This is a genomic window from Micromonospora sp. B9E7 (assembly GCF_039871815.1).
In the GTDB taxonomy this organism is placed as follows: Bacteria; Actinomycetota; Actinomycetes; order Mycobacteriales; family Micromonosporaceae; genus Micromonospora.
In genome coordinates this window covers 22,197-44,504 of record NZ_JBDPLX010000017.1, presented here as the reverse complement: position 1 = coordinate 44,504, position 22,308 = coordinate 22,197, and the positions used below count along the sequence as shown (strand labels likewise).

The 22,308-nt window shown below is 71.2% G+C and carries 23 protein-coding genes; 15 read left to right on the top strand and 8 right to left on the bottom strand.

Going from position 1 to position 22,308, the window contains the following annotated elements; translation table 11 throughout:
* Positions 1 to 83: 83 nt before the first annotated feature.
* Together ABGB10_RS24050 and ABGB10_RS24045 are read right to left on the bottom strand one after the other, a co-directional pair.
* Positions 84 to 1,652: a glycosyltransferase family 39 protein gene (locus ABGB10_RS24050; RefSeq protein ID WP_347663219.1), complete on the bottom strand. Its 1,569-nt coding sequence runs from the start codon at positions 1,650 to 1,652 to the stop codon at positions 84 to 86.
* A 36-nt stretch (positions 1,653 to 1,688) separates the two neighbouring features.
* Positions 1,689 to 2,714 carry an aldo/keto reductase family protein gene (locus tag ABGB10_RS24045; RefSeq protein ID WP_347663218.1) on the bottom strand — a complete coding sequence of 342 codons (1,026 nt, stop codon included), beginning with the start codon at positions 2,712 to 2,714 and terminating at the stop codon, positions 1,689 to 1,691.
* Positions 2,715 to 2,776: 62 nt separating this feature from the next.
* Between ABGB10_RS24045 and ABGB10_RS24040 the strand changes: the two genes are divergently transcribed.
* From ABGB10_RS24040 to ABGB10_RS24020, 5 genes are all read left to right on the top strand, one after another.
* Complete coding sequence (locus ABGB10_RS24040) at positions 2,777 to 3,688, top strand: ArsR family transcriptional regulator (protein ID WP_347663217.1); 912 nt, start codon at positions 2,777 to 2,779, stop codon at positions 3,686 to 3,688.
* A 291-nt stretch (positions 3,689 to 3,979) separates the two neighbouring features.
* Complete coding sequence (locus ABGB10_RS24035; RefSeq protein WP_347663216.1) at positions 3,980 to 5,692, top strand: nitrite/sulfite reductase; 1,713 nt, start codon at positions 3,980 to 3,982, stop codon at positions 5,690 to 5,692.
* Positions 5,689 to 5,850 (top strand): hypothetical protein, encoded by a 162-nt coding sequence (locus ABGB10_RS24030; protein ID WP_167393614.1) that lies wholly within the window; start codon positions 5,689 to 5,691, stop codon positions 5,848 to 5,850. Before ABGB10_RS24035 ends, ABGB10_RS24030 begins: the two co-directional genes overlap by 4 nt.
* Positions 5,847 to 6,608 carry a phosphoadenylyl-sulfate reductase gene (locus tag ABGB10_RS24025; protein WP_347663215.1) on the top strand — a complete coding sequence of 254 codons (762 nt, stop codon included), beginning with the start codon at positions 5,847 to 5,849 and terminating at the stop codon, positions 6,606 to 6,608. Before ABGB10_RS24030 ends, ABGB10_RS24025 begins: the two co-directional genes overlap by 4 nt.
* On the top strand, positions 6,605 to 7,393 hold the full coding sequence (locus ABGB10_RS24020; protein WP_347663305.1) for a CbiX/SirB N-terminal domain-containing protein: 789 nt from the start codon (positions 6,605 to 6,607) through the stop codon (positions 7,391 to 7,393). The genes ABGB10_RS24025 and ABGB10_RS24020 overlap by 4 nt, the downstream gene beginning before the upstream one ends.
* An 89-nt stretch (positions 7,394 to 7,482) precedes the next feature.
* Here the strand turns inward: ABGB10_RS24020 and ABGB10_RS24015 are convergent, their stop codons facing one another.
* Together ABGB10_RS24015 and ABGB10_RS24010 are read right to left on the bottom strand one after the other, a co-directional pair.
* Complete coding sequence (locus ABGB10_RS24015; protein ID WP_007072794.1) at positions 7,483 to 7,740, bottom strand: WhiB family transcriptional regulator; 258 nt, start codon at positions 7,738 to 7,740, stop codon at positions 7,483 to 7,485.
* A gap of 448 nt (positions 7,741 to 8,188) precedes the next feature.
* Positions 8,189 to 9,139: a diacylglycerol kinase family protein gene (locus ABGB10_RS24010; RefSeq protein ID WP_347663214.1), complete on the bottom strand. Its 951-nt coding sequence runs from the start codon at positions 9,137 to 9,139 to the stop codon at positions 8,189 to 8,191.
* 43 nt (positions 9,140 to 9,182) lie between these two features.
* Here ABGB10_RS24010 and ABGB10_RS24005 point away from each other — a divergent pair, with 43 nt between their 5' ends.
* Positions 9,183 to 9,572 carry a hypothetical protein gene (locus tag ABGB10_RS24005; RefSeq protein ID WP_347663213.1) on the top strand — a complete coding sequence of 130 codons (390 nt, stop codon included), beginning with the start codon at positions 9,183 to 9,185 and terminating at the stop codon, positions 9,570 to 9,572.
* 61 nt (positions 9,573 to 9,633) lie between these two features.
* Here ABGB10_RS24005 and ABGB10_RS24000 read toward each other — a convergent pair whose 3' ends face one another.
* Genes ABGB10_RS24000 through sodN form a run of 3 tightly spaced genes read right to left on the bottom strand, consistent with a single transcriptional unit; the run spans position 9,634 to position 11,020 of the window.
* Positions 9,634 to 10,041 (bottom strand): ATP-binding protein, encoded by a 408-nt coding sequence (locus tag ABGB10_RS24000; protein ID WP_278141495.1) that lies wholly within the window; start codon positions 10,039 to 10,041, stop codon positions 9,634 to 9,636.
* A gap of 32 nt (positions 10,042 to 10,073) precedes the next feature.
* On the bottom strand, positions 10,074 to 10,619 hold the full coding sequence (locus tag ABGB10_RS23995) for a GNAT family N-acetyltransferase (protein WP_347663212.1): 546 nt from the start codon (positions 10,617 to 10,619) through the stop codon (positions 10,074 to 10,076).
* A complete protein-coding gene (gene sodN / locus ABGB10_RS23990) occupies positions 10,616 to 11,020 on the bottom strand; it encodes a superoxide dismutase, Ni (RefSeq protein ID WP_088987805.1) in 405 nt (134 codons plus the stop codon). Before sodN ends, ABGB10_RS23995 begins: the two co-directional genes overlap by 4 nt.
* A gap of 84 nt (positions 11,021 to 11,104) precedes the next feature.
* Here sodN and ABGB10_RS23985 point away from each other — a divergent pair, with 84 nt between their 5' ends.
* From ABGB10_RS23985 to ABGB10_RS23975, 3 genes are all read left to right on the top strand, one after another.
* Entirely contained in the window at positions 11,105 to 11,455 is a 351-nt protein-coding gene (locus ABGB10_RS23985) for a S24/S26 family peptidase (protein ID WP_347663211.1), read from the top strand.
* Positions 11,456 to 11,600: 145 nt separating this feature from the next.
* Positions 11,601 to 12,779 (top strand): NADP-dependent malic enzyme, encoded by a 1,179-nt coding sequence (locus ABGB10_RS23980; protein ID WP_347663210.1) that lies wholly within the window; start codon positions 11,601 to 11,603, stop codon positions 12,777 to 12,779.
* Positions 12,780 to 12,867: 88 nt separating this feature from the next.
* Positions 12,868 to 13,830: a zinc-binding dehydrogenase gene (locus tag ABGB10_RS23975; protein ID WP_347663209.1), complete on the top strand. Its 963-nt coding sequence runs from the start codon at positions 12,868 to 12,870 to the stop codon at positions 13,828 to 13,830.
* A gap of 227 nt (positions 13,831 to 14,057) precedes the next feature.
* On the opposite strand, the gene ABGB10_RS23970 is transcribed toward ABGB10_RS23975, so the two are convergent.
* Positions 14,058 to 15,371 (bottom strand): serine hydrolase domain-containing protein, encoded by a 1,314-nt coding sequence (locus ABGB10_RS23970; protein WP_347663208.1) that lies wholly within the window; start codon positions 15,369 to 15,371, stop codon positions 14,058 to 14,060.
* 113 nt (positions 15,372 to 15,484) lie between these two features.
* Between ABGB10_RS23970 and ABGB10_RS23965 the strand changes: the two genes are divergently transcribed.
* The 6 genes from ABGB10_RS23965 to ABGB10_RS23940 all read left to right on the top strand — a co-directional run bounded on the left by ABGB10_RS23965 (position 15,485) and on the right by ABGB10_RS23940 (position 22,260).
* Entirely contained in the window at positions 15,485 to 15,958 is a 474-nt protein-coding gene (locus tag ABGB10_RS23965; RefSeq protein ID WP_347663304.1) for an NfeD family protein, read from the top strand.
* 5 nt (positions 15,959 to 15,963) lie between these two features.
* Entirely contained in the window at positions 15,964 to 17,070 is a 1,107-nt protein-coding gene (locus ABGB10_RS23960; protein ID WP_145779926.1) for an SPFH domain-containing protein, read from the top strand.
* A 152-nt stretch (positions 17,071 to 17,222) separates the two neighbouring features.
* Positions 17,223 to 18,020 carry a hypothetical protein gene (locus ABGB10_RS23955; RefSeq protein WP_347663207.1) on the top strand — a complete coding sequence of 266 codons (798 nt, stop codon included), beginning with the start codon at positions 17,223 to 17,225 and terminating at the stop codon, positions 18,018 to 18,020.
* A 365-nt stretch (positions 18,021 to 18,385) separates the two neighbouring features.
* Positions 18,386 to 19,519 (top strand): hypothetical protein, encoded by a 1,134-nt coding sequence (locus ABGB10_RS23950; protein WP_347663206.1) that lies wholly within the window; start codon positions 18,386 to 18,388, stop codon positions 19,517 to 19,519.
* 223 nt (positions 19,520 to 19,742) lie between these two features.
* Positions 19,743 to 20,744, top strand: a complete 1,002-nt coding sequence (locus ABGB10_RS23945) for an L-histidine N(alpha)-methyltransferase (protein ID WP_347663205.1) — start codon at positions 19,743 to 19,745, stop codon at positions 20,742 to 20,744.
* Between the two features lie 13 nt (positions 20,745 to 20,757).
* Positions 20,758 to 22,260 carry a class I SAM-dependent methyltransferase gene (locus tag ABGB10_RS23940; protein ID WP_347663204.1) on the top strand — a complete coding sequence of 501 codons (1,503 nt, stop codon included), beginning with the start codon at positions 20,758 to 20,760 and terminating at the stop codon, positions 22,258 to 22,260.
* Positions 22,261 to 22,308: the final 48 nt, after the last annotated feature.

The following is a 22,308-nucleotide window of genomic DNA, read 5'->3' as shown; positions in this document are numbered from 1 at the left end:
TTTGCCGCCTGCGTGCCGCCTGCGCCTGCGTGCCATGGCCCTCGTGCGGTCGCTCGCCCATCGCCGGGGGTGCGGTAGCTCGTTCAGCTGCCGGGCCGTCTGGTCAGCAGGGCGACGGTCAGGCCGGGGCGCGGCCAGACCTGGGCGACGGTGAACTGCGCGCGGAGCGCGTCGCCCTTGGCGCCCGGCACGGCGGCCAGCGGATCGGCGTGCCGGCCGGCGACGACCAGCCACACCCGTGGTGCGCCGGCCAGGCACTGCGCCGGTTGGGGGCACTCGGCGGCCCACAGGTCACCCCGGCGGGCCTCGTCCTCGGTGACCAGGACGTCACGCGGCGGGTCGTCGAGGTGGTACTCGATGCCGAGGTCGAGGAAGAGCCAACTGTGTCGGGGCGAGTAGACCACCGTGTCGCCCGGCCGCTGACCGTCGCCGATCACCCTCGCCGCGCCCGCGTAGTCCACCGGCGCGTTGCGCGGCCACTCGTGGGTCCGCCGCAGCGCGGCCTGGTCGGGCAGGCCGAGCAGCCCGGCCAGGACCACCACGACGAGCGCGGCCGGCGCGGTCACCGCGGCCAGCGCCGCGCCCGCCAGCACGCACGCGAAGGGCACCACGAAGACCAGGTACCGAGGCACCCACAGGGGTACGACCGCGCCGGCCACGAAGAGCAGCAGCACGGGCAGCAGTACCGCGCTCGCCGGCAGCAGGGCGCGCCGCCCGAGCCGGGCCGCGCCCAGCGCGGCGATCCCCAGCACCAGGCCACCGACCACGCTGCTCTGGGCCACGCCGCCGGGCAGCGCGGTCAGGTCGTCCAGCCGAGCCAGACCGACCCAGTTCAGCTGCCGGGACTGCTGGGTCCGGGCCCTGAGCAGCAACGGACCGGCCAACAGCGCGACCGGCACCACGGCGACCACCCACCGCCACACCCGCCGATCCCGCGCACCGTTGCGACCGGCCGGCGCGGTGGCGCCCGGCGCGGAGATGCCGGGCGCGGTGGCGCTTGACGCGGGGATGCCTGGCGCGGGGATGCCCGAGGCTGCGGTGCCAGGCCACCAGGCGAGCACGACGACCAGCGCGTGCGCGGCGAGCAGGGTGAGCGCGATCAGGTGGATGAGTCCGAGAGCGGTGACCGCGGCGGCGTACCCGGCCCAACGGGCCCAGCTCGGCCGACGCAACGCGGTCACCAGGAGCAAGGTGGCGAGCACCGCGAGCATGGTGGCCAGCGCGTACGGGCGCGCCTCCTGGCCGTAGCGCGACGTGCCGGGGAGCACCGCGAACAGCAGACCGGCGAAGAGACCACAGCGTCGGTCGACGAGCCGTGCGCCGAGCACGGCGAGCAGCCCGGCGGCCACGGTCATCGCCAGCACGGCCGGCGCGCGCAGGGCGACCGTGGAGTCGCCGACGATCCGGGTCCAGCCGTGCATCAGCAGGTAGTACGGCCCGGTGGCGGCGTCGATGGTGCCGGCCAGGCGGGCCAGGTCGGTGGGCGACCGGGTGGCCGCGCTCCAGGTCGCCAGCTCGTCGCGCCAGAGTTGGGCGGAGCCCAGCCCGGTCAGGGTCACCGCCAGGGTCAACAGCGCCGGGGGGAGCCAGACCGGTAGGCGGCGCAGGTGGTCCCACGCCGCCCCGCTCGACTTCTCGGACAATCCGCCCACGGTTCGAGCCTGCCACGGCCATGCCGCCCGTGGGTGTCAGCCGGCGGCAGGCGATGGGCGCCAGGAGGCCATCACGTCGTTCGGTCGGGCGGTCTTCGCCGGATCACGCTCGACGAGGTCGCCGAGCACCGCGTCGATCCGTGCCGTCAGCTCGTCGTCCAGCCGTACCGAGGTGGCCTCGGCCGTCTCCGCGAGCTGCTCGGGTCGGGACGCGCCGACGATCGCCCCGGCCACGGTCGGTCGGCGCAGCACCCACGCCACCGCCAACTGGGCCATCGTGCAGCCGGCGTCCGCAGCGATCGACCGGAGCTGGCGTACCCGGGAGAGCAGTAGGTCCGAGGAGTAGCGGGCGACGAACGACCCACCGAAGCTGTCGGTGGCCCGGGAGCCGGCGGGCGGACGTCGCCCGGGCTCGTACCGACCGGTAAGTACGCCCATGGCGAGCGGTGCCCAGGCGAGCTGACCGAGGCCGAACTCGGCGCAGGTGGGCACCACCTCGGCCTCCACCACCCGCCACAGCATCGAGTACTGCGGCTGGTTGGCGATGAACGGCACCCGCAGTTCGGCGGCGAGCCGCAGGCCCGCCCGCAGCTGCGGGGCGGTCCACTCGGAGGCGCCCACGTAGAGCACCTTGCCCTGGCGTACCAGGTCGGCGAAGGCGAGCATCGTCTCCTCCAGTGGCACCGTGTCGTCGTACCGGTGCGCCTGGTAGAGGTCGACGTAGTCGGTGCCCAGCCGGTTCAGCGAAGCGTGGCAACCCTCGATGATGTGCTTGCGGGACAGCCCGGCGTCGTTGGCCCCTGCCCCGACCGGCAGGCACACCTTCGTGCACAGTTCGATCGAGCTGCGCCGGACGCCGCTCAGCGCCTTGCCCAGCGCCTCCTCGGCCCGCCCCTGGGCGTACCGGTCGGCGGTGTCGAAGGTGGTGATGCCCGTGTCCAGGGCGGCGGCCACGCACGCGGCCGCCGCGTCGTCGTCGAGCTGATTGCCGTGGGTGACCCAGTTGCCGTACGCGACCGCGCTGACGCGCAGGCCCGACCGGCCCAGTTGCCTGTACTCCATGTGAGGATCCTCGGACCGCCCCGAGCTGTCGCCGAGACGTTCGAGCGTGGTCGAATCCGTCCGTGATCGAGGTTCGGTTCTCGCCCGACGACCTGAGCCGGGTGCGGTTCGTGCACTCGCCCCTGGCCGAGCTGGTGGCCAGCTCCTGGGCGTTGCGCAAGCCGGCGAAGTACTGGATGCACCGTCCGTGGCGGGAGCGCGCGGAGCGGCTGCTGCCGGACGCCGGCCTGGAGCCGCTGTTGGCGGTGCTCAGGTCGTCCAACGGTTACGTGCCGGATTTCCTCACCCCGATCGGGGTGGCACCGAACCTGGCCGCCGAGCTGCGGGCGGTCGCCGGCACCGACCCGTCCCGGGTGCGGCGGCAACTGGAACGCGCCGGCGCACCCCGGCTGTCCCCGGACGAACTGGTCGCGCAGCTCCACCGGTACTTCACCCTGTTGATCGCGCCGGACTGGCCGCGACTGCGGGCGCTCGCGCTGGCCGATATCCGGCGGCGGACCCTGCTCGCCGCCGAGCAGGGCGGGCGCACCCTGCTCCGCGAGGTGCACCCGTTGATCCGGTGGGACGGCGCGGCGCTGCGGGTCGCCGTCGGCACGACCCGCCCGGCCGGCCTGGACGGACGCCCGTGGACGCTGCTGCCCACCTCGTTCTCCGGACCGACGGTGCACGCGATCATGGAGGGCGACGCCGGGCCCGCCCTCTGCTATCCGCCGGCCGGGCTGGGCGGGCTGTGGGACTCGCCGCCGCCCAGCGCCGCGCTCGGCGCTCTGCTCGGCAGTACGCGGGCGGCGGCGCTGTCCCTGCTCGACACGCCGCTGAGCACCGGCGAGTTGGCCGCGATGCTGGGGCTTGCGCCGGCGACCGCGTCGCACCACCTCACCACCCTGCGGGACAACGGCCTGATCGCCGGCGTACGACAGGGGCGGGTGGTGCGTTATGCCCGAACTGTCCTTGGTGACCAGCTGGTCGGCTGACCTCCGGCCCGTGATGTGGGATCCAGCACGTGGACATTGGCCGGTCCCCTTGGGGTGTGGCAGCATGGGCCCATGACCGCCGCAGTCGTCCGCCGCTTCGTGGCACGTCGCCACGTCGATTACGGCCGCGTGCGCAGCGCGATCTGTCCGGCCTACTGACGACGCCCGACCAATCTGTCTCGGGCGCGCTCCGCGCCGGCTGTCTCAGACACCGTTGTCCCGCCCGCTTCGCCGGGCCGGCCGCCGCGCCCCGCGTATCCCGAGGCACAGCAGACAACGGAGGACGCCGCGATGGCGGTCAGCAGCATCCCGGCCCGATCCGAGGACCCGACGGCTCGCCCGACCCGAGCGCCGCGCCGGCCACGGGGTGAGGGTCAGTGGGCGCTCGGCCACCGCGAGCCGCTCAACCCCAACGAGCGGATCAAGAAGGACGACGACCCGCTCAACGTCCGGGCACGCATCGAGACGATCTACGCGCACCGCGGCTTCGCCTCCATCGACCCGCAGGATCTACGGGGCCGGTTCCGCTGGTGGGGCCTCTACACCCAGCGCAAGGCGGGCATCGACGGCGGGCGCACCGCGGTGCTGGAGCCGCACGAGCTGGAGGACGAGTTCTTCATGCTCCGGGTCCGCATCGACGGCGGCCAGCTCAGCCTGGCCCAGCTGCGGGTGATCGCGGACATCTCCCGGGAGTTCGCGCGGGACACCGCCGACATCACGGACCGGCAGAACATCCAGTACCACTGGATCCGGGTCGAGGACATGCCGGAGATCTGGCGTCGGCTGGAGTCGGTCGGTCTGCAGACCACCGAGGCGTGTGGCGACTGCCCGCGCATCGTGCTGGGCAGCCCGGTCGCCGGCGTGGCCCGCGACGAGCTGCTCGACCCGACTCCGGCGATCGACGAGATCGTCTCCCGGTACGTCGGCGACAAGCAGTTCTCCAATCTGCCCCGCAAGTTCAAGACGTCGATCTCCTGGTTGGTGGACACCCCGTACGAGTCGAACGACATCGCCTTCCTCGGTGTCGACCACCCCGAGCACGGGCCCGGCTTCGACGTCTGGGTCGGCGGGGGTCTCTCCACCAACCCGATGCTCGCCAAGCGGCTCGGCGTCTGGGTGCCGCTGGCCGAGGTGCCGGACGTGTGGGCCGGGGTGGTCGGGATCTTCCGCGACTACGGCTACCGCCGACTGCGCAACCGGGCCCGGTTGAAGTTCCTGGTGGCCGACTGGGGCGTGGAGCGCTTCCGCGAGGTCCTGGAGAAGGACTACCTCGGCCGCACGTTGCTCGACGGCCCGGCGCCGATCCTGCCGTCGAAGCCGGTCGACCACGTGGGCGTGCACGAGCAGTCCGACGGGCGGCACTACGTGGGCGCGGCCCCGGTGGTCGGGCGGGTCTCCGGTGCGCAGCTCAGCCAGCTGGCCGACGTGGTCGAGGCGCACGGCAGCGACCGGGTGCGGCTCACCCCGTACCAGAAGCTGCTGGTGCTCGACGTGCCGTCGGAGCGGACGGAGTCGCTGGTCGACGCGCTGCGCGGGATCGGCCTGGAGGCCCGGCCCTCGGCCTGGCGGCGCGGCACCATGGCGTGCACCGGCATCGAGTACTGCAAGTTGGCGATCGTCGAGACGAAGGCCCGCGGCGAGGAGTTGGTGGCCCGGCTGGAGCAGCGGCTGCGCGACTTCGACGCGGACATCTCGATCCACATCAACGGCTGCCCGAACGCGTGCGCGCGCACCCAGGTGGCCGACATCGGGCTCAAGGGTCAACTGGTGGTCGGCCCGGACGGCCGGCAGGTCGAGGGGTTCCAGGTGCACCTGGGCGGCGGGCTGGGCATGGCCCAGGGGCAGACCGCCGGTTTCGGGCGCAAGCTGCGCGGCCTGAAGACCACCGCCGAGGAGCTTCCGGAGTACGTGGAACGGCTGGCCCGTCGCTACCTGGCCGGTCGGAGCGAGGGCGAGACGTTCGCCAACTGGGTGATCAGAGTCGACGAGGAGGACCTGCGGTGAGCAGCGAGAACCGAGCGGCACCCCTGTACTGCCCGTACTGCGGCGAGGAGGACCTGCGGCCGCACGAGGCGGGGCACGGCGCGTGGGAGTGCCACGCCTGCACCCGCGTCTTCTCGGTGAAGTTCACCGGCCTGCTCTCGCGGGCGGTGACCCGATGAGTCTCGTCTCCGCCGCGAGTCTGCGCCTGGTCGGTCCGGGTGGTCCGACGCCGACCGAGCCGGCCCGGCGCGACCCGGACGAGCTGCGGGTCCTGGCCGAGCAGGCGGCCCGGGATCTGGAGGGCGCCCCGGCTCTGGAGATCGCCCGCTGGGCGGCGCAGACCTTCGGCGACCGCTTCTGCGTCACCAGCTCGATGGCCGACGCCGTGCTGGCCCACCTGGTGTCCCGGGTGGCTCCGGGCGTGGACGTGGTCTTCCTCGACACCGGTCTGCACTTCCCCGAGACGCTGCGGGTGCGCGACGAGGTCGCCCGCACGCTCCCGGTGAACGTCAGGTCGATCCGGCCCCGGCTCACCGTCGGCCAGCAGGACGGCCAGTACGGCCCCCGGCTGTTCAACAAGTCGCCGGACGACTGCTGCCAGCTGCGCAAGGTGGAGCCGCTGGAGCGGGCGCTGACCGGGTACGACGCCTGGGCTGCGGGCCTGCGCAGGGACGAGTCACCGACCCGGGCCAACACGCCCGTGGTGACCTTCGACGCGCGGCGGGGCAAGGTCAAGGTCAACCCGATCGCGGCGTGGTCGCAGCGGGATGTGGACGCCTACATCGCCCGCTTCAACGTGCCGGTCAACGAACTGTTCAAGCAGGGCTACGGGTCGATCGGCTGCTGGCCGTGCACCCGCCGCACCAAGGCCGGCGAGGACGCGCGGGCCGGCCGGTGGGCCATGTTCGAGAAGACCGAGTGCGGCCTGCACGTCTGACCTCACCGGCGACGACCCCGACCGGCCCCGGTGCGGCCGGCGGGGCCGATCCGGTGGTGCTGGTCGCGCACGGCAGCCGTGATCCACGAGCGGCCGAAGCCACCCGGGCGCTGGCCCGAGCCGTGTCGGCGGCCCGCCCGGGCACACCGGTGTGGGCGAGTTGGCTGGACCACACCGAGCCGGGGCCGACCTCGGTGTTGCGCGACCTGGCCGTGGCCGGTCACCGTCGGGCGGTGCTGGTGCCGCTGCTGCTGACAGCCGCGTACCACCATCGGGTGGACATCCCGGCGGCGGTCGCTGCGGCGGCGCAGACGGGGCCACCGCTGACGGTGCGGGTGACCGACGTGCTCGGCCCGGCGGACGGGACGGTCGACACAGGGCTGCTGGGCGGGTTGCGCCGCCGGCTCAGTGAGGCGTGCCCGGGTCGCTTCGACGCGCTTGTGCTGGCTGCGGCGGGCACCCGCGACGCACGGGCGCGCCGTTCGGTGGGCCGGGTCGCGGACGCGCTCGCCGAGGAGTTCGAGGTGCCCTGCCGGGTGGCGTACGCCTCAGCGGCTCCGCCGTCGGCCGGAGTGGCGGTGTCCCGGCTGCGGGCGGCTGGCGCACGGCGGGTCGCGGTGTGCGCGTACTTCCTGGCGCCTGGCCTGTTTCACGATGCGGTGACCGAGGCGGCCCGGTCGGCGGGCGCTGTGTCGGTCGCCGCGCCGTTGACCGACGCGCCCGAGTTGGTCGAGTTGGTGTTGCGGCGGGTCGACGACCGGGCTGTGCCGGCGTCGACGGGCTGACCCGTGCCGGCCCGCGGTGATCGGGTGCCGGACAGCGGAACGCCCCGGCGGGTGAACCCGCCGGGGCGTACAGCTGTGTCGTTGGGGGATCAGGCGGAGTGAGCGCGCAGCACCCGGAGGCCGCCGCGCCGCTTCACAGCGCGCCGCTCCTCCTCGCTCATTCCGCCCCAGACGCCGGCGTCCTGACCGGACTCGAGCGCCCACTGCAGGCACTGGTCGGTCACGGAGCAGCGCCTGCAGACGGCCTTGGCCTGCTCGACCTGCAGGAGAGCCGGACCGGACGTCCCGATCGGGAAGAACAGTTCCGGGTCCTCGTCGCGGCAGACAGCATGGTGACGCCAGTCCATGGCGGCAACACTCCTCATTCTGGATGGGTGGCAACAATTGCTTGTCGTGCTTTTCCTATATGCATCCGCAGTGCCGGTGGTGACAGTTAGCGTCCGACCATTCGGCAGTGCGTGAGCAGGCGGCCAGCGCCGGGGACCTGCTGGAACAGCTCAACCTGACGAGCATATCCAGGCAATGTCCCGGTAACTCAAGTTCGCTTGTGAATACTTTCACGAACGCTCGTGATGTCAAGGGTGACGCTCGGAAAAACTCCGGGCGGTGAGCAAGCCCACAACCCGTTTGTCCGGATTCCAGTGCTTTCCTGGTTACCCGCCGTGCCACAGCCGAGGGTCAATATAGTACAGTCCGCGTGACATTGCTGACATTTCCGGCACCTGTCCCTCGGTGTGGCGGTGACCGGCCGTTGCGGTTGTGGCCACCGTGTCAACCAAGAGCAGTACCCGAGACCTAGCAGATTACTCTCAGTGCGGCGGGAACGGAGGTGAATCTGACTTTCTCCCGCTCGCCGAGATAGTCGCCGTCCAGCTGGAACGCCTGCGGACGGCTGGAGACCAGGGTGAACTCCGGCGTGTCATGGAGTCGTAACACCTGCCGACCGCGCGGATCCGGCCGCCGGGACAGGAACTGCGTCACTGTCCGTGTTGTGCTAGCCACCCGGAGCTGACGCAGTGCCAGCACATCGAGCCCGAGGTCGAACGACGCCGCCGGATTCGGGTTGACCTCCCGGTCGCCCAGGTACGTCCACGGCGCCGTGTTCTGGATGATGACGGTGGCCAACTCGGACTCCGCCTGCTCGCCCGGACGCTCCAGGCTGATCGCGGGATGCCGGCGGTCCGAGGCGAGGAAGTACTGGTTCATGATCGAGCGCAGGTACAGCGTCGGCGTGGAGACCCGTCCCTTGCGCCGAGCCTGCTCCACCCGGTGGATCACCGCGGCGTCCAGGCCGAACCCGGCGCAGAACGTGAAGTAGCGGTCGTCCGCACGGCCCAGCCCCACCGTCCGGCTCCGGCCCAGCCGAAGCCCTTCGAGGATCATGCTGGTCGCCTCCGGCCACTCCCGGGGCAGGCCCAGCGCGCGGGCGAACACATTGGTGCTGCCGCCCGGAACGGTCGCCAGCGCCGGCAGTCGCTGGGCCAGCGCGGCGTCGTCGCCGAGATTCGGCGGGTCGGCCGTCATCAGACCGTTCACCACCTCGTTCACGGTGCCGTCGCCACCCAGGGTGACGACCAGGTCGACCCCCTCCGCGGCGGCCTCCCGGGCCAGCGCCACGGCGTGCCCGCGCCGACGGGTGTAGCGCACGTTGAGGTCGACTTCGCTGCGCAGCGCCCGGACAAGCACGTCCCGGCTGCGTTCGCTGGTGGTGGTGGCCTTCGGATTGACCACCAGGACGGCCCGCATGGGCGGCACTGTACCTCCCGACAGCCCGGGTATCGTGGCGCGCGTGACCATCGACTCGGCCCCGATTCCCGTCACGCTCCGCTGGGCGGTCCGGCTGCTGTGGGCGGAGGCGGCTGTCGTCGGGCTGATCGCCCTCTGGCTGGTCTGGGCCGACCTCACGGCCACCACCACCGATCTCCTGTCGGCGTTGCTGGTGACCGTGTTCGCCATCGGGGCGGCGGTGGTGCTCTGGGCACTGGGCCGGGCGCTGCTGCGCCGCCGGGCGGGCGCACGGGCCCCCGCGATCGTGCTCCAGCTGATGCTGCTGCCGATCGGGTGGTTCATGATCCAGGGCGGGCTGGGTTGGCTCGGCGTGCCGTTGATGGCGCTCGGCCTGGGCGTGGGTTGGTTGCTGGTCAGCCCTCCGACGACCCGAGCCCTCGGCTTCGACTGACCGTGCCGGTTGGCCTGACCGTGCCGGCGCGTGCCCAGCCGGTCAGTGGCGGGGCAGCCGCTCAGTAACCGCCGGAGCGGCGGGTGAGCAACGCGATCGTGGCCCGACCGTTGGCGGCCGTGGCGGACGCCGAGGTGGTCAAGGCGGTGAGGACCTTCCAGGCGAACGACGACTCGGCGGGCAGCGTGGCACCCCGCACGGTCGGCACGGTCACCTCGACGGTCAGCGCGTCCTCGGTGACGGCGAAGCGGCACTCCAACTCGGCGTCGCGGGTGGCGATGGCGAGCAGCATGGCGCACGCCTCGTCGACGGCGATCCGCAGATCCTCGATCTCGTCGAGTGCGAACTGCAACCGGGCCGCCAGGCCGGCGGTGGCGGTGCGGAGCACGCCGAGGTAACCGCCGTCGGCGGGCACCGTGAGGTGCACCACGTCGTCGTCGGTCGCTGGCTGGCCAGTCAGTTGAGTCACGCCTCATCCCCCCGGTCGGGGACTCTACCCGGTCAGTCGCCCGTACGCGTGCCGACGGTATTGGCGTGGCCGGCCAACTGGCGCAGGGCGTCACCGCTGAGCCGGTAGGGCACCCACTCGCTCATCTGTTCCGCACCGATCGAGGCGTAGAAGCCGGCGGCCGGGTTCCAGTCGATCATCCACCACTCCAGCCGCCGGTAGCCGCGTCGTATGCAGATGTCGGCCAGGGTGGCGAGCAGCATCCGACCTGCCCCGGTGCCCCTCGCGGACGGCCGGACGTACAGGTCTTCCAGGTAGATGCCGTGCACGCCGGCCCAGGTGGAGAAGTTGAGGAACCACAGCGCGAAGCCGACCGGCTCGTCGCGCTCGTCCACCGCGACGTGACCGAAGAGCGCCGGAGCGCTCGGCTCGTCCGACGCCGCGCCGAGGCCGAACAGAGCCGAGGTCAACTGATCGGTGGTGAGGTGGCACTGCTCCGGGGCGCGTTCGTACTCCGCCAGCTCGTGCACCATGGCGACGACGGCCGGCACGTCCTCGGGACGTGCCGGCCGGATCGTCGGGATGACCGACGAGGTCATGCCTTCTTGGTCTCCCAGAAGATCTTCGAGATCTCGTCGATCTTCGCGAGCAGCTTGTCGGCGGTGGCCGGGTCGAGGCTGCCCTTGACGCCACCAGCGCCGGCGAGCTTGGTGGCCTCGTTGAACAGGCTGTGCAGGTTCGGGTACTTCTCGAAGTGCGGCGGCTTGAAGTAGTCGGTCCACAGCACCCACAGGTGGTGCTTGACCAGCTCGGCGCGCTGCTCCTTGATGATGACGGCCCGGGTGCGGAACTCCGGGTCGGTGTTCGCCTGGTACTTCTCGCAGATCATTTTGACCGACTCGGCCTCGATCCGGGCCTGAGCCGGGTCGTAGACACCGCACGGCAGGTCGCAGTGAGCGCTCGCGGTGACGCGGGGCGCAAGGATGCGCGGAAGTCGCATCGGGATCCTCCATGGGAAGTTTGCGATGATCAAAGGCGACATTACTCCTGGGAATGCTCCCCGAACCGGGTGGAGGTGAAACCAGTGGACGCCGATCACCCGGCTGAGGCGGCCCGGTTGCGCGGGCCGCTGACCGCCGTCCTGGTGACCGGTCCGTCCATGGCGCCGACGCTGCGGCACGGCGACGCGGTGCTGGTGCGCCCCGGAGGTCGCCCGATCCGACCCGGGGACGTGGTGGTCGCGGTCTTCCGGACACGTCCCGAACTGCTGGTGGTGAAGCGGGCGGTCCGGCCGCAGGACGGCGGCTGGTGGCTGCGCGGGGACAACGACCTGATCACCGACGACTCCCGGGCGTACGGCGTGGCCGACGTGCGGGGGAGGGTCGTGGCCCGGTACTGGCCGCGCCCCGGGCGGGTACCCCGTCGGCGGATATGACCCTGCTCACATCCGAGGGGCAGTGCCGACACTATGCTCGGAAAGTGCCCGGGTGACCCCCCGCGCCGCGTGCCACCGCTCGCCGCCCACCTCGCGGCCGGGCCCGCCGCCTCACATCTGCTCGACAGATCCTGGAGTCACCGCCATGTCTTCGTCCATCGTGGACCCCGCTGATCCCGTCTTCCTGCTGCACCGGGGCGGCAAGATGGCCGTCGCCTCGACCGTGCCGCTCACCAGCCGGGAGGACCTCTCCCTGGCGTACACCCCGGGGGTGGCTCGGGTGTGTGAGGCGATCGCCGCCGACCCCGACCTGGCCGACGAGTACACCTGGGCGGCGCACGCCGTCGCGGTGGTCACCGACGGCTCGGCGGTGCTCGGGCTCGGCAACATCGGCCCGCGCGCGGCGCTGCCGGTGATGGAGGGCAAGGCGGTGCTGTTCAAGCAGTTCGGCGGGGTGGACGCGGTGCCGATCTGTCTGGACACGCAGGACGTCGACGAGATCGTCGCGGCGGTGCGGGCGCTGGCGCCCTCGTTCGGTGGCATCAACCTGGAGGACATCAGCGCGCCGCGCTGCTTCGAGGTGGAGCGCCGCCTCGACGAGGCGCTGGACATCCCGGTCTTCCACGACGACCAGCACGGCACCGCGATCGTGGTGCTGGCCGCGCTGCGCAACGCCGCGAGCCTGCTCAACCGCAAGCTCGGTGACCTGCGGGTGGCGGTGAGTGGTGCGGGCGCGGCCGGTGTGGCCGTGACGAAGATGCTGATCGCCGGGGGCGTCAACCCCGACCAGGTCGTGGTCTGCGACTCGAAGGGGATCATCGGCCGGCACCGCACCGAGCTGACCGGCACCAAGGCCGAGTTGGCGGCGAGCACCAACGCCGACGGCCGCCACGGCGACATCACCGAGGCGCTGCGTGACGCGGACGTGCTGGTCGGGGTCTCCGGCGGGCAGATCCCCGAGGCGGCGGTGGCCGGGATGGCGCCTGGCGGGATCGTGTTCGCTCTGGCGAACCCGACCCCCGAGGTGCACCCCGAGGTGGCGGCCCGGCACGTCGCGGTGGTCGCTACCGGGCGCAGTGACTACCCCAACCAGATCAACAACGTGCTGGCCTTCCCCGGGGTGTTCCGCGGTGCGCTGGATGCCGGTGCCACCCGGATCACCGAGGCGATGAAGGTTGCCGCCGCGGACGCCATCGCCGGCGTGGTGGCCGAGTCGCTGACCGCCGACGCGATCGTCCCGTCCCCGCTCGACCCGCGCGTCGCGCCGGCAGTGGCCGAGGCGGTCGCCGAAGCCGCCCGCCGCGACGGCGTCGCCCGCCGGTAAGGAAGGGCCCCTTCTTAACGCCTGGTGCATAAGAAGGGGCCCTTCCTAACATCTCGGCACCTTCTTAACGAGCGCTCAGCTTGTTACCGTGCCGATCATGCGTGCTGCCTTTGCCTCCCGTTTCGACGACGCCGACCCGCTCGCCGCGCTCACCGTCGGCGAGCGGCCCGAGCCGACCCCTCCGGCGGACGACTGGGTGACCGTGCAGTTGCGGGCCACCTCGCTCAACCACCACGACCTCTGGTCGCTGCGCGGGGTGGGTCTCACCGAGGCTCAACTGCCGATGATCCTTGGCTGCGACGCGGTCGGGCTGGACCCGGACGGGCGCCCGGTGGTCGTGTACCCGGTGGTCGTCACTCCGGGTGACCCGCGCGGGGTTTCCATCCTCTCCGAGCACTTTTCCGGGACGCTCGCCGAGCGGGTGTCCGTACCCCGGTCGAATCTGATCCCGCTGCCCGACGGCATGGCGGCGACCGACGCGGCGTGCCTGCCCACGGCCTGGCTGACCGCGTGGCGGATGCTGACCACCAAGGGCCGCGTCGCGGACGCTGACAGCGTGCTGGTCCAGGGCGCGGGCGGTGGCGTGGCCACCGCGGCCGTCGCGCTCGCCGTCGCGATGGGCAAGCGGGTGTACGCGACCAGCCGCGACGCCGCCAAGCGGGACCGGATCTCCGCCCTCGGCGCCACCGCCGTGGAGCCCGGCGCCCGGCTGCCGGAACGGGTCGACGTGGTGATCGAGACGGTCGGCGCGGCCACCTTCGACCACTCGCTGAAGTCGGCCGCGCCGATGGCCCGGATCGTGGTCTCCGGCGCGACCGCCGGGCATGAGCCGTCGGTCAACCTGCGCCGGGTCTTCGCCATGCAGTTGGAGATCCTGGGCACCTCGATGGGCACGCCCGGCGAGCTGTACGAGCTGCTGGCGTTCTGCTCCGACAACGAGGTGCGCCCGGTGGTGGACAGCGTCATCCCGTTCAGCCGGGTCGAGGACGCCTTCGCCCGACTGCACTCCGGCGACGCCTTCGGCAAGGTCGTCATCGACCACACCGCCTGATACCGCGCCGCGCCGCCGCTCGCGTCAAGATCCGCACGACATCGGGGAAACTGCTGCCTCCCGGCGTGTCGAGGCAGCAACATCCCCGATGTTGCGCGGATCTTGCAGGCGGGGTCGGGCGGCGGGGCGGGTCTGCGTGGCGGGGCGGGTCTGCGGGGCGGAGTGGGGCGGCGGGGCGGGTGTGCGTGGCGGGTTCGGGCGGCGTGGCGCGGCGGGCGCCGTGGGTCTCAGGGCTCCTGGTCGGGGGTGCGGGTGTAGACGAAGGTGGCGATGTCCAGCGCCACCGCCCGGCCCTGCTCGTCGCGGTGCACCGTGAGGATCTCGCCGTCCTGCCCACCGGCTCGACCTCGCCAGCGGTCCGGGCCCTCGGCGACGAAGCGGAGGTTCGGTGCGCCGACCGGGCCGGCGCGCAGGTCGCCGTCGGCGTCCGCGTACACCTCGATCGTGGTGCCCATCCACCACCAGCGACCGGTCAGCTCGGCGAGTGCGGCGGGCGGTGGGGCGGTGGCCGGCCGCCAGGGGGCGACCGGTGCGGGCTCGGCGTCCAACACCAGGGTGAGCAGCCGCCGCCCGAGTGCGCCGAGGTGCACGTTCCGGAGGGTGTACGCGTTGACCAGCCCGACCACGGCGGTACGGCTGGGTCGGTGCACGGCCAGCGAGGCGCCGTAGCCGGGCATCGATCCGCCGTGCCCGACGTACACCCGGTTGCCCTCCCGGAACAGCTCCAGCCCCAGGCCGTGCCCGTGGGTCCAGGCCTCGTGGTCACTGATCACGACGGGGGAGCACATCTCGGTCAGTGTCTCGGCGGCCAGCACCGACGGGTCGGGGTCGGCCAGGAACGCGGCCCAGCGGCCCAGGTCCTCGATCGTCGACCAGAGTTGCCCGGCGGGGGCCATCGCGCCGGTGTCGGTGCGCGGCTCCTCGCGGAGGGTGTCGTGCCAGGGGTGGACGACGTAGCCCCGGGCGTACGGCTCGGTGGCCGCGTACGTGGTGCGACCCATGCCCAGCGGGCCGAGGATCCGCTGGTCGAGCAGGTCGATCCAGGGTTTTCCGGTGAGCCGTTCGAGGACGCCCCCGAGCAGCCCGTACGCCAGGTTGGAGTAGTGGTACGTGAGGTGCGGCGGGTAGGCGATCTTGTCGGTGGTGACCGCGGCGAGCAGGGTGGGCAGGTCGACGCCCTCGGACCGCTCCCACCAGTCGCCGTCGGGTTCGCGTTGCAGGCCGCTGGCGTGGCCGAGGAGTTGGCGCAGGGTGAGCGCGCCGAGGCCGGTGCCCGGCAGGTGCTTCTCCAGCGGGTCGTCGACGGTGAGCCGGCCGGTGTCGCGCAGCTGCATGATCAGGGTCGCGGTCATCGTCTTGCTGATCGAGCCCAGCCGGTACTGCAGGTCGACGTCCGGGCGGGGGTGTTCGCCGGCGGTGGCCAGGTGCGTCAGGGTGCCGTCGCGGACGACGCCCACCATCAGCGACGGGGCGTGCCCGTCGCGCTGTGCCTGGGCGACCTGGTCGTCGAGCTGTCGGGCGGTCTCGGGCAGCAGGGGCAACGGGGTCTCCTCGGGTCGGGTCGGGCCGCCGGATCATGGCCGGAAAGGGCCTCGCCGAGCCTACTGATCTTCGCGGGGAGGCCGCGCGTGCATTTGCGTGTCACGATCGTGGGGTGGACGCGGTGGTGTGGATCGTATTGGGTGTGGTGCTGGCGGTCGCCGAGATCTTCACGACGACGCTATTTCTGATCATGTTCGGGGTCGGTGCGTTCGCCGCCGCCGGGGCCGCTGCTCTGGGCGCGCCGGTGGCGGTGCAGGCGCTGGTCTTCGCGGTGGTGTCGGCGTTGAGCCTGGTGGTGGCTCGTCCGGTCATCCGGCGGCACAAACGTTCCGCGCTGGAAAATGGCGAGCAGCCGTTCGGCGTGGAGGCGATCGAGGGCTCCACGGCGCTGGTGCTGGAGCGGGTGGACGCCGACCACGGTCTCGTCAAGATCGACGGCGAGCTGTGGACCGCCCGGTCGTACGACACGACGCAGGTTCACGACCCTGGTCAACGGGTTCGGGTGATAAAGGTCCGGGGCGCGACCGCCCTGGTCTGGCAGGACGACGTTTCTTCCGCCGGCGAGCTGCCGGAAGCGAGAGGGTGAACGGGATGACGGTCATTGGGGTGCTGATCATCGCGGTGGCGTTGATCGCCGTGATAACGCTGGCCAAGGCGGTGCGGATCGTGCCGCAGCAGCGCCAGGACGTGGTGGAACGGCTCGGTAAGTACAAGCGCACCCTCAGCCCCGGTCTCAACCTGCTGGTGCCGTTCATCGACGCGGTTCGTACCAAGGTCGACATGCGGGAGCAGGTGGTCAGCTTCCCTCCGCAGCCGGTGATCACCTCGGACAACCTGGTGGTCTCGATCGACACGGTTCTCTACTTCAAGGTGGTCGACTCGGTCCGGGCGACCTACGAGATCTCCAGCTTCCTGCAGGCCATCGAGCAGCTCACCGTCACGACGCTGCGTAACGTGATCGGTTCGCTGGACCTGGAGCGGGCGCTGACCAGCCGCGACGAGATCAACCGCCACCTGTCGGGTGTGCTGGACGAGACGACCGGTCGCTGGGGCATCAAGGTGACCCGGGTGGAGATCAAGGCGATCGAGCCGCCGGCCAGCATCCGCGACTCGATGGAGAAGCAGATGCGCGCCGAGCGGGACCGCCGCGCGGCGATCCTGACCGCCGAGGGGCACAAGCAGTCGCAGATCCTCACCGCCGAGGGTGAGAAGCAGTCGGCGGTGCTGCGGGCCGACGGTGACCGGCAGGCCCGCATCCTGCAGGCCGAGGGTCAGGCGAAGGCGATCCGGACGGTCTTCGACGCGATCCACCAGGCGAACCCGAGCCAGAAGGTGCTCGCCTACCAGTACCTGCAGGCTCTGCCGCAGATCGCGCAGGGCAGCGCCAACAAGGTCTGGATCGTCCCGGCCGAGCTGACCAAGGCGCTGGAGGGCATGGGTGGCGCTCTCGGCGGGCTGAGCCAGATGGTGGGGGACCTTCCCGCGCCGGAGGCGGCGGACCACGCGAGCCAGGTGGAGCGCGAGGCCGCGGAGGCCGCGCAGGCCGCAGCCGCGGCGGCCCAGCAGATCCACGACGAGGTACGCGTTGCCGAGGCGCAGGCCACCGGCGGCAACAAGCCGCAGGGGCTGCCGGCGCCGGAGCCGGTGTCTCCGCTGAGTCTGGTCGAGGATCCGGCCGACCAGCGCGAGCGCGGCTGACCCGACACACCGGCGGACGCATCCGCCGTTAATACGAGAAATGCTCATGGGGCGCTTCGACGCCTGCCACGATCGGTCCTAGGACGGGTGGTGACCAGGCAACGGGGCGCCCCGGCGCGTCTCGCACCGCTCGTGGACGAGCGAGGTGACGCATGAAGGATCCGGCGAAGCGGATGTGGTCCTCGGCCCCGGTGCCCGGCGCGCACGACCCGGTCGCCCCGTTGGGCTCCCGCCGAAGCGGTGGCGGGTTCGGCGTACTGCCCTTCGTCGGCGAGCCGACTCCGGGGGCTCCGGCCACGAACGCCAGTTGGGCCTGGTCGGTGCGGAAGTTCGCGCGGGCCGCCGTGTGGCTGCTGCCCGCGTACGCAATCCTCTACGGCGCGGTGGCGATGGCGAGCGACGGAGGGGTGGGAAACGACCCCTATCCGGCCGACGGCCGGGCGGTCTACCTGATCGGTTGGGTGGCCGCGGTCTGGCTCGGCCTGCTCGCTCTGCTGGCCCTCACCGGGCTGCTGGCCGCGACCCGTAGCCGCCGGGTGGCCGCCGCCGGGCTGCTGGTCAGCATCGCCGGCACGGTGCTGATGCTGCCCTTCGCCGGGCTCGCCGAACAGACGCCGGTCTTCGGCGCCACCGCACGGTCACTGGTCCTGCTCGGCGCGACGTTCTACAGCGTGGGCTGGTTCCTCACCGGATGGGCGGTGGCCCGCTCGGGCACCTTCAGCCTCGGCGACGGGGTCATGTTGATCATCGCCGCGCCGCTTCTCGGCCTCGGCGGCGCCCTGATCGGTTCGCTACAGACGTTCGGCGCGATCTTCGTGCTGATCGCCGGCATCGGCATCGGCTACCGCTCCGGCCGCCTGATGCCCCGCGAAACCGTCCACGACGCGGCCAACGCCAGCCTCTCCACGCCGCCACCCACTGCTCCGGGTGGTCCCATTTCCGCGGCCTGATTCGTTTGCATGGAACTCGGCCAGGGCCCCCGCAGAGGCCCGCTCTCATGGCGGACGGCATTGGCGACGGCCGGTGGAATGGTAGTCCGGAGATCTGTCGGATCCCTGACCTTCGTGACGGTTGTGGCCACCCGTCAATAGCGGGGAGTCGCACGGTGACGAGGTAGCGGACGGCGAATGGGTTGATCGCGTTCGGGTTGGTCCTTCAGCGCACCCGACGGCGCGTTGCCGCTGGCAGTGGTGTGGGTCGGAGGCCGGGCAGGACGCCGTAGCGGCCGGGTGTCCCGTCGGCCGGCTACCCGTCGACACTGTCACGCCGGTATCCACCAAGGACCTGGGCGTGTGGCCGCGGAAGCACACAGCCCATGCCGACCCGTCCCAATGGCGCGGAACGAATCCGTTTGGTCATTGTCGGGGGACGCAACGTGGAGGTGACCCGCCGGTGGACCGTGCCACCATTGGTGCTCCATTCCCGGCCATGCCGACATTCATGGAGCAATATCGTGGCTGCCCTTCCCCGATTGACCGTGCTGCTCTGCGATAGTGACAACGCCGCTGCCGGACGGCTTTACCAGGAACTTGCCTCCAGCCCACTGGTTGAGCGGGTGGTGGCGGTCGAAAGTCTCGCCGACGCCGTTCGCGAGACGGGCGAGGGGCAATTCGACGTCATCATCGTCGATCCGCTCAGCACCGATCTGGCCCAGGCCGGCCGATTCGTTCTCTCCCAGACGGGCGAGGGGACCGCCGCGGTGCTCTACGTCGACCTGGCCCGGGTGGAGGAGCAGGCGGTGACCTTCTACCACGGAGACCGCAACCGCCTTCGGGAAACCTTCACTCTGGACAAGCGCACCCCGCCGGGCATGCTGGCGGCGGAGGCCGACGTGGTCCTGACCAACTGCCAGGCGTTTCGGCTGCTCGCGACGGGCAGGTCGCGGGCGGATCGGCTCATCGGCGAGGTGCGCGACCGAGCGACCAGCACTGGCGACAACGAACTGGGGCGGCTGGTCGAGGACGTGGACCAGGTGCGGATTCTGGAGCATGTCCGGCCGGATCCGGGCCTGGTGCGGCCGAAGATCGCCAGCAACAGCGTTTTCCTGTCGTACCGGTTCAAGGAGGAGGACGGGTACGTCCGGGGTCTCAGTGGATTGTTGGAGGACCACGGTTTCACGGTGATCACCGGTCGGGCCGCGGACGGATACGTCGGAATGGCGGTGCTCAACCGCATTCGGGAGTGCGAGTTCTTCGTTTCCTTGATGACCCGGGCCCGGCAGTTCGTCGAGCCCGGGGAGAAGTTTGCGACGAGCGCCTGGCTGATCGAGGAGAAAGGCGCCGCCCTCGCCTTCAGTAAGTACATGGTGCTGCTGGTGGAGGAGGGGGTGGACGACATCGGCGGACTGCACGGTGACTGGCAACGACACCAGTTCACCGCTCCCACGTTCACCACCGCGGCCCGGGCGGCCGTGCAACAGTTGCGCAACCGCAGTGGGCGGTCGGAGTGAGTCGGCCCGAGACGGCATTCGCTCTTCGGCCCCCAGGCTGAGCCGTTCGGGCCAGACAATGCGGCTGATGGTCGATAGCGGTGAACTTTTCGGTCTGCTAGTCCTGGCGAAGGAGGTGTCGTGCTCGCAGATCGTGAAACAACCCGCGCGCAAAACAGCCATTGTCCGGCGTCATTGCCCTACTATCAGGTCGACGGCAGCTCTGACTTGGTCGGAGGGCGTTGTGGCGGAGACGATCGGCGCGGGGGGCACGGGTGCCATCGACCTGCCGGCGCCACCAGGTCCGACGGATGATGCGAGTCGGTGCCAGTCTCCGCACTTCGAGTGCGAACGGCACCGCCGGGCGGCGCTGGCGGCCATCCACGCCGGTCGGCTGCCACTCAAGTTCGCGTACGCCGGAAGTGCGGCCCACACGCACGACGCGTACGCCGCCACGGACGACTACCTGAGCATGCTCGCCTCCGCCCGACACGAAGCCGAAGCCCTGCTGGCCGCACGGGCGTTGACCGCCGGCGCGCTGGCGGTCGCGGAGATCGGCCCGGGCAACGGCAAGCGCAGCAGCGCCTTCCTCGACCGGCTGACCAGCCTTGGCCATCCCTGCCGGCGCTACCTCGCGTTGGACTTCAGTGCCACCCTGCTCGCCATCGCCTGCCACCGGTTGGCCCACTTCGCGAATGGGCAGATGAGCGTTGACTCTCACGTGTGGGACATCGAGTCTGGCGCATCCGAGTCTGTCGAGCGGTGGCGGCCCGGTCCTGAACCGGTGGTCGTCTGCCTGCTCGGGCACACCCTCGGCAACCTGGAATGCCCGTCCGCCGCCCTGGCCAACATCCGGGCCTCGCTGCGCCCGCACGACGTGCTCGTGCTGAGCGTGGTGGTGGGTCGACCGGACGAGCCGGAGGCGACGGTGCTGTCGCCGTACCGGTGCCCGGAGTTCCGCGACGCGGCCCTGGAGCCGCTGCGCGCCGCCGGTCTGCCCGAGGTCGACCTGGACTTCGTGCTGCGCTGGCGGGACGGGGTGGTGACCGGCGAAGCGGTGCTACGACGCCCCGGGGTCCTGGACGGCACGGAGGTGCCGGCGGGCCATCGCATCCGCTGCTTCCAGTCGCGCAGGTTCAACTATCCCGACGTCATCGCCGCCGTCAGGGAAGCAGGGTGGCTCATCCGGGACGCCGCGTTGGCGCCCGGAAGTCATCATTTGGTGATCACGGCTTCGCGAGGGTGAGGGAGTGGCGGACATGACCGAGCGAAAGGGGGCGCCTGGGAGGGTCTCGCCCGCCGACCTGATGGACCGGGCGCGTAGGGCCAGCCTCTTCTATCGGGCCTCCTACGAGGGCACCGACCCCAACTGCGTGCGGCTACCCGGTGCGGCGATGGACGAACTGGTGCAGGGGCTGGTCGCCGGCGTGCGCGACGAGCTGTGCCAGATCGTCCCGTACACCACTGTTGGCCGGCCCGCCGATCCGTTCTCCCGGGCGGTGTTCCGCCAGTTGGCGCAACGCGTGACCGTGCGCCGGATGTACCTGGTACCGGGGGAGGACGTGGGCACCGGGGAAATCGACAAGCAGTTGGCGGAAGACCGTAGGCACGATCTGGACGCGGTCATGGTGCCGGTGTTCATCGCCGGCGAACGTCCCATGGTGCCGATGACGGACATGTGGCTGATCGACGGTCAGGTGGTGGTCCGGCAGGAGGTGGGCGGGGACGGCCTCGCGTCCTGGGTGGTCAGTGGCCACTCCGAGGAGGTGAATCGAGCCCGGCTGCTCTGGGATCGTCTGATGACCCGGTCCTGCCTCCCCGACCGCGGCCGGCCGCGCCAGCCCGGCCCGGAGTTGACCCGCTGGTTGCTTCAGTCGGCCAACATGTTGTACGCCATGGCCCCGATGTCCTGCGGACCGTCGCACCTGGACAAGACCAGCTGCTCCTGGTACCACCAGTCGTGGCAGTACCTCCGCCTGTTCGACATGGTCAGCAGCCCGCAGTGGCACGCCGAGTTCTACGCCGTGCAGGTGGCCGAGGCAGTCAGCCGGGGAGCACGCCGGGTGCTGATCAGTGGCACCGCCGACTACACCATTCTCGCCTTCCTCCTGGAGGCGGTGCGCTCGACGATCGGCCACATCCCTGCGGACCTGGACGTGCACGTGCTCGACAAGTGCCGAACGCCGCTCCTGGCCTGCGACTGGTACGCCAAGCAGGTCGGTTCCCGGGTCCAGGTGCACCATGCCGACGTGACCTGCCCCGAGACGGTTGCCCGCCTCGTCGAGGACGGTCGCTTCGACCTGGTGTTGGCCGACGCGTTCCTGACCCGGTTCAACCGCGCCTCGGCGGACGCGGTGATCGGTAGCTGGTCCGCCCTGTTGAATCCGGGCGGCTCGGTGATCACCACGGTTCGGCTGCACCCGGGCAACGAGTGGCCCAGGGACGACGAGGAGCAGGACGACCGCCATCGGGTGTTGGATCTCGTGGACGACTTCGAGCTGAGGTTCCGCGAGCGAGCCGCCGGGTGGCGTGGACTGCTCTCGGTGGAGCTCGACGAACTCGCCGATGCCGCCCGCCGCTACGCGACCCGGATGGCCAGCCACGACCTTGGTGACGCCGACGAGGTGCAGGCGGCGTTCAACCGGGGCGGCTTCCAAGTGTCCGATTCGGACGTCAAGGCCGTCGACGGTGAGCTGGTGCGGACCCAGTACCTCCGCCTGCGCGTGGACCTGCCCTGCGACAGCGGAAGGACTGACGGTTAGCATCAACATGTCGTGGTGATGTGTTTGACCCACGGTGATCGCCGAAGG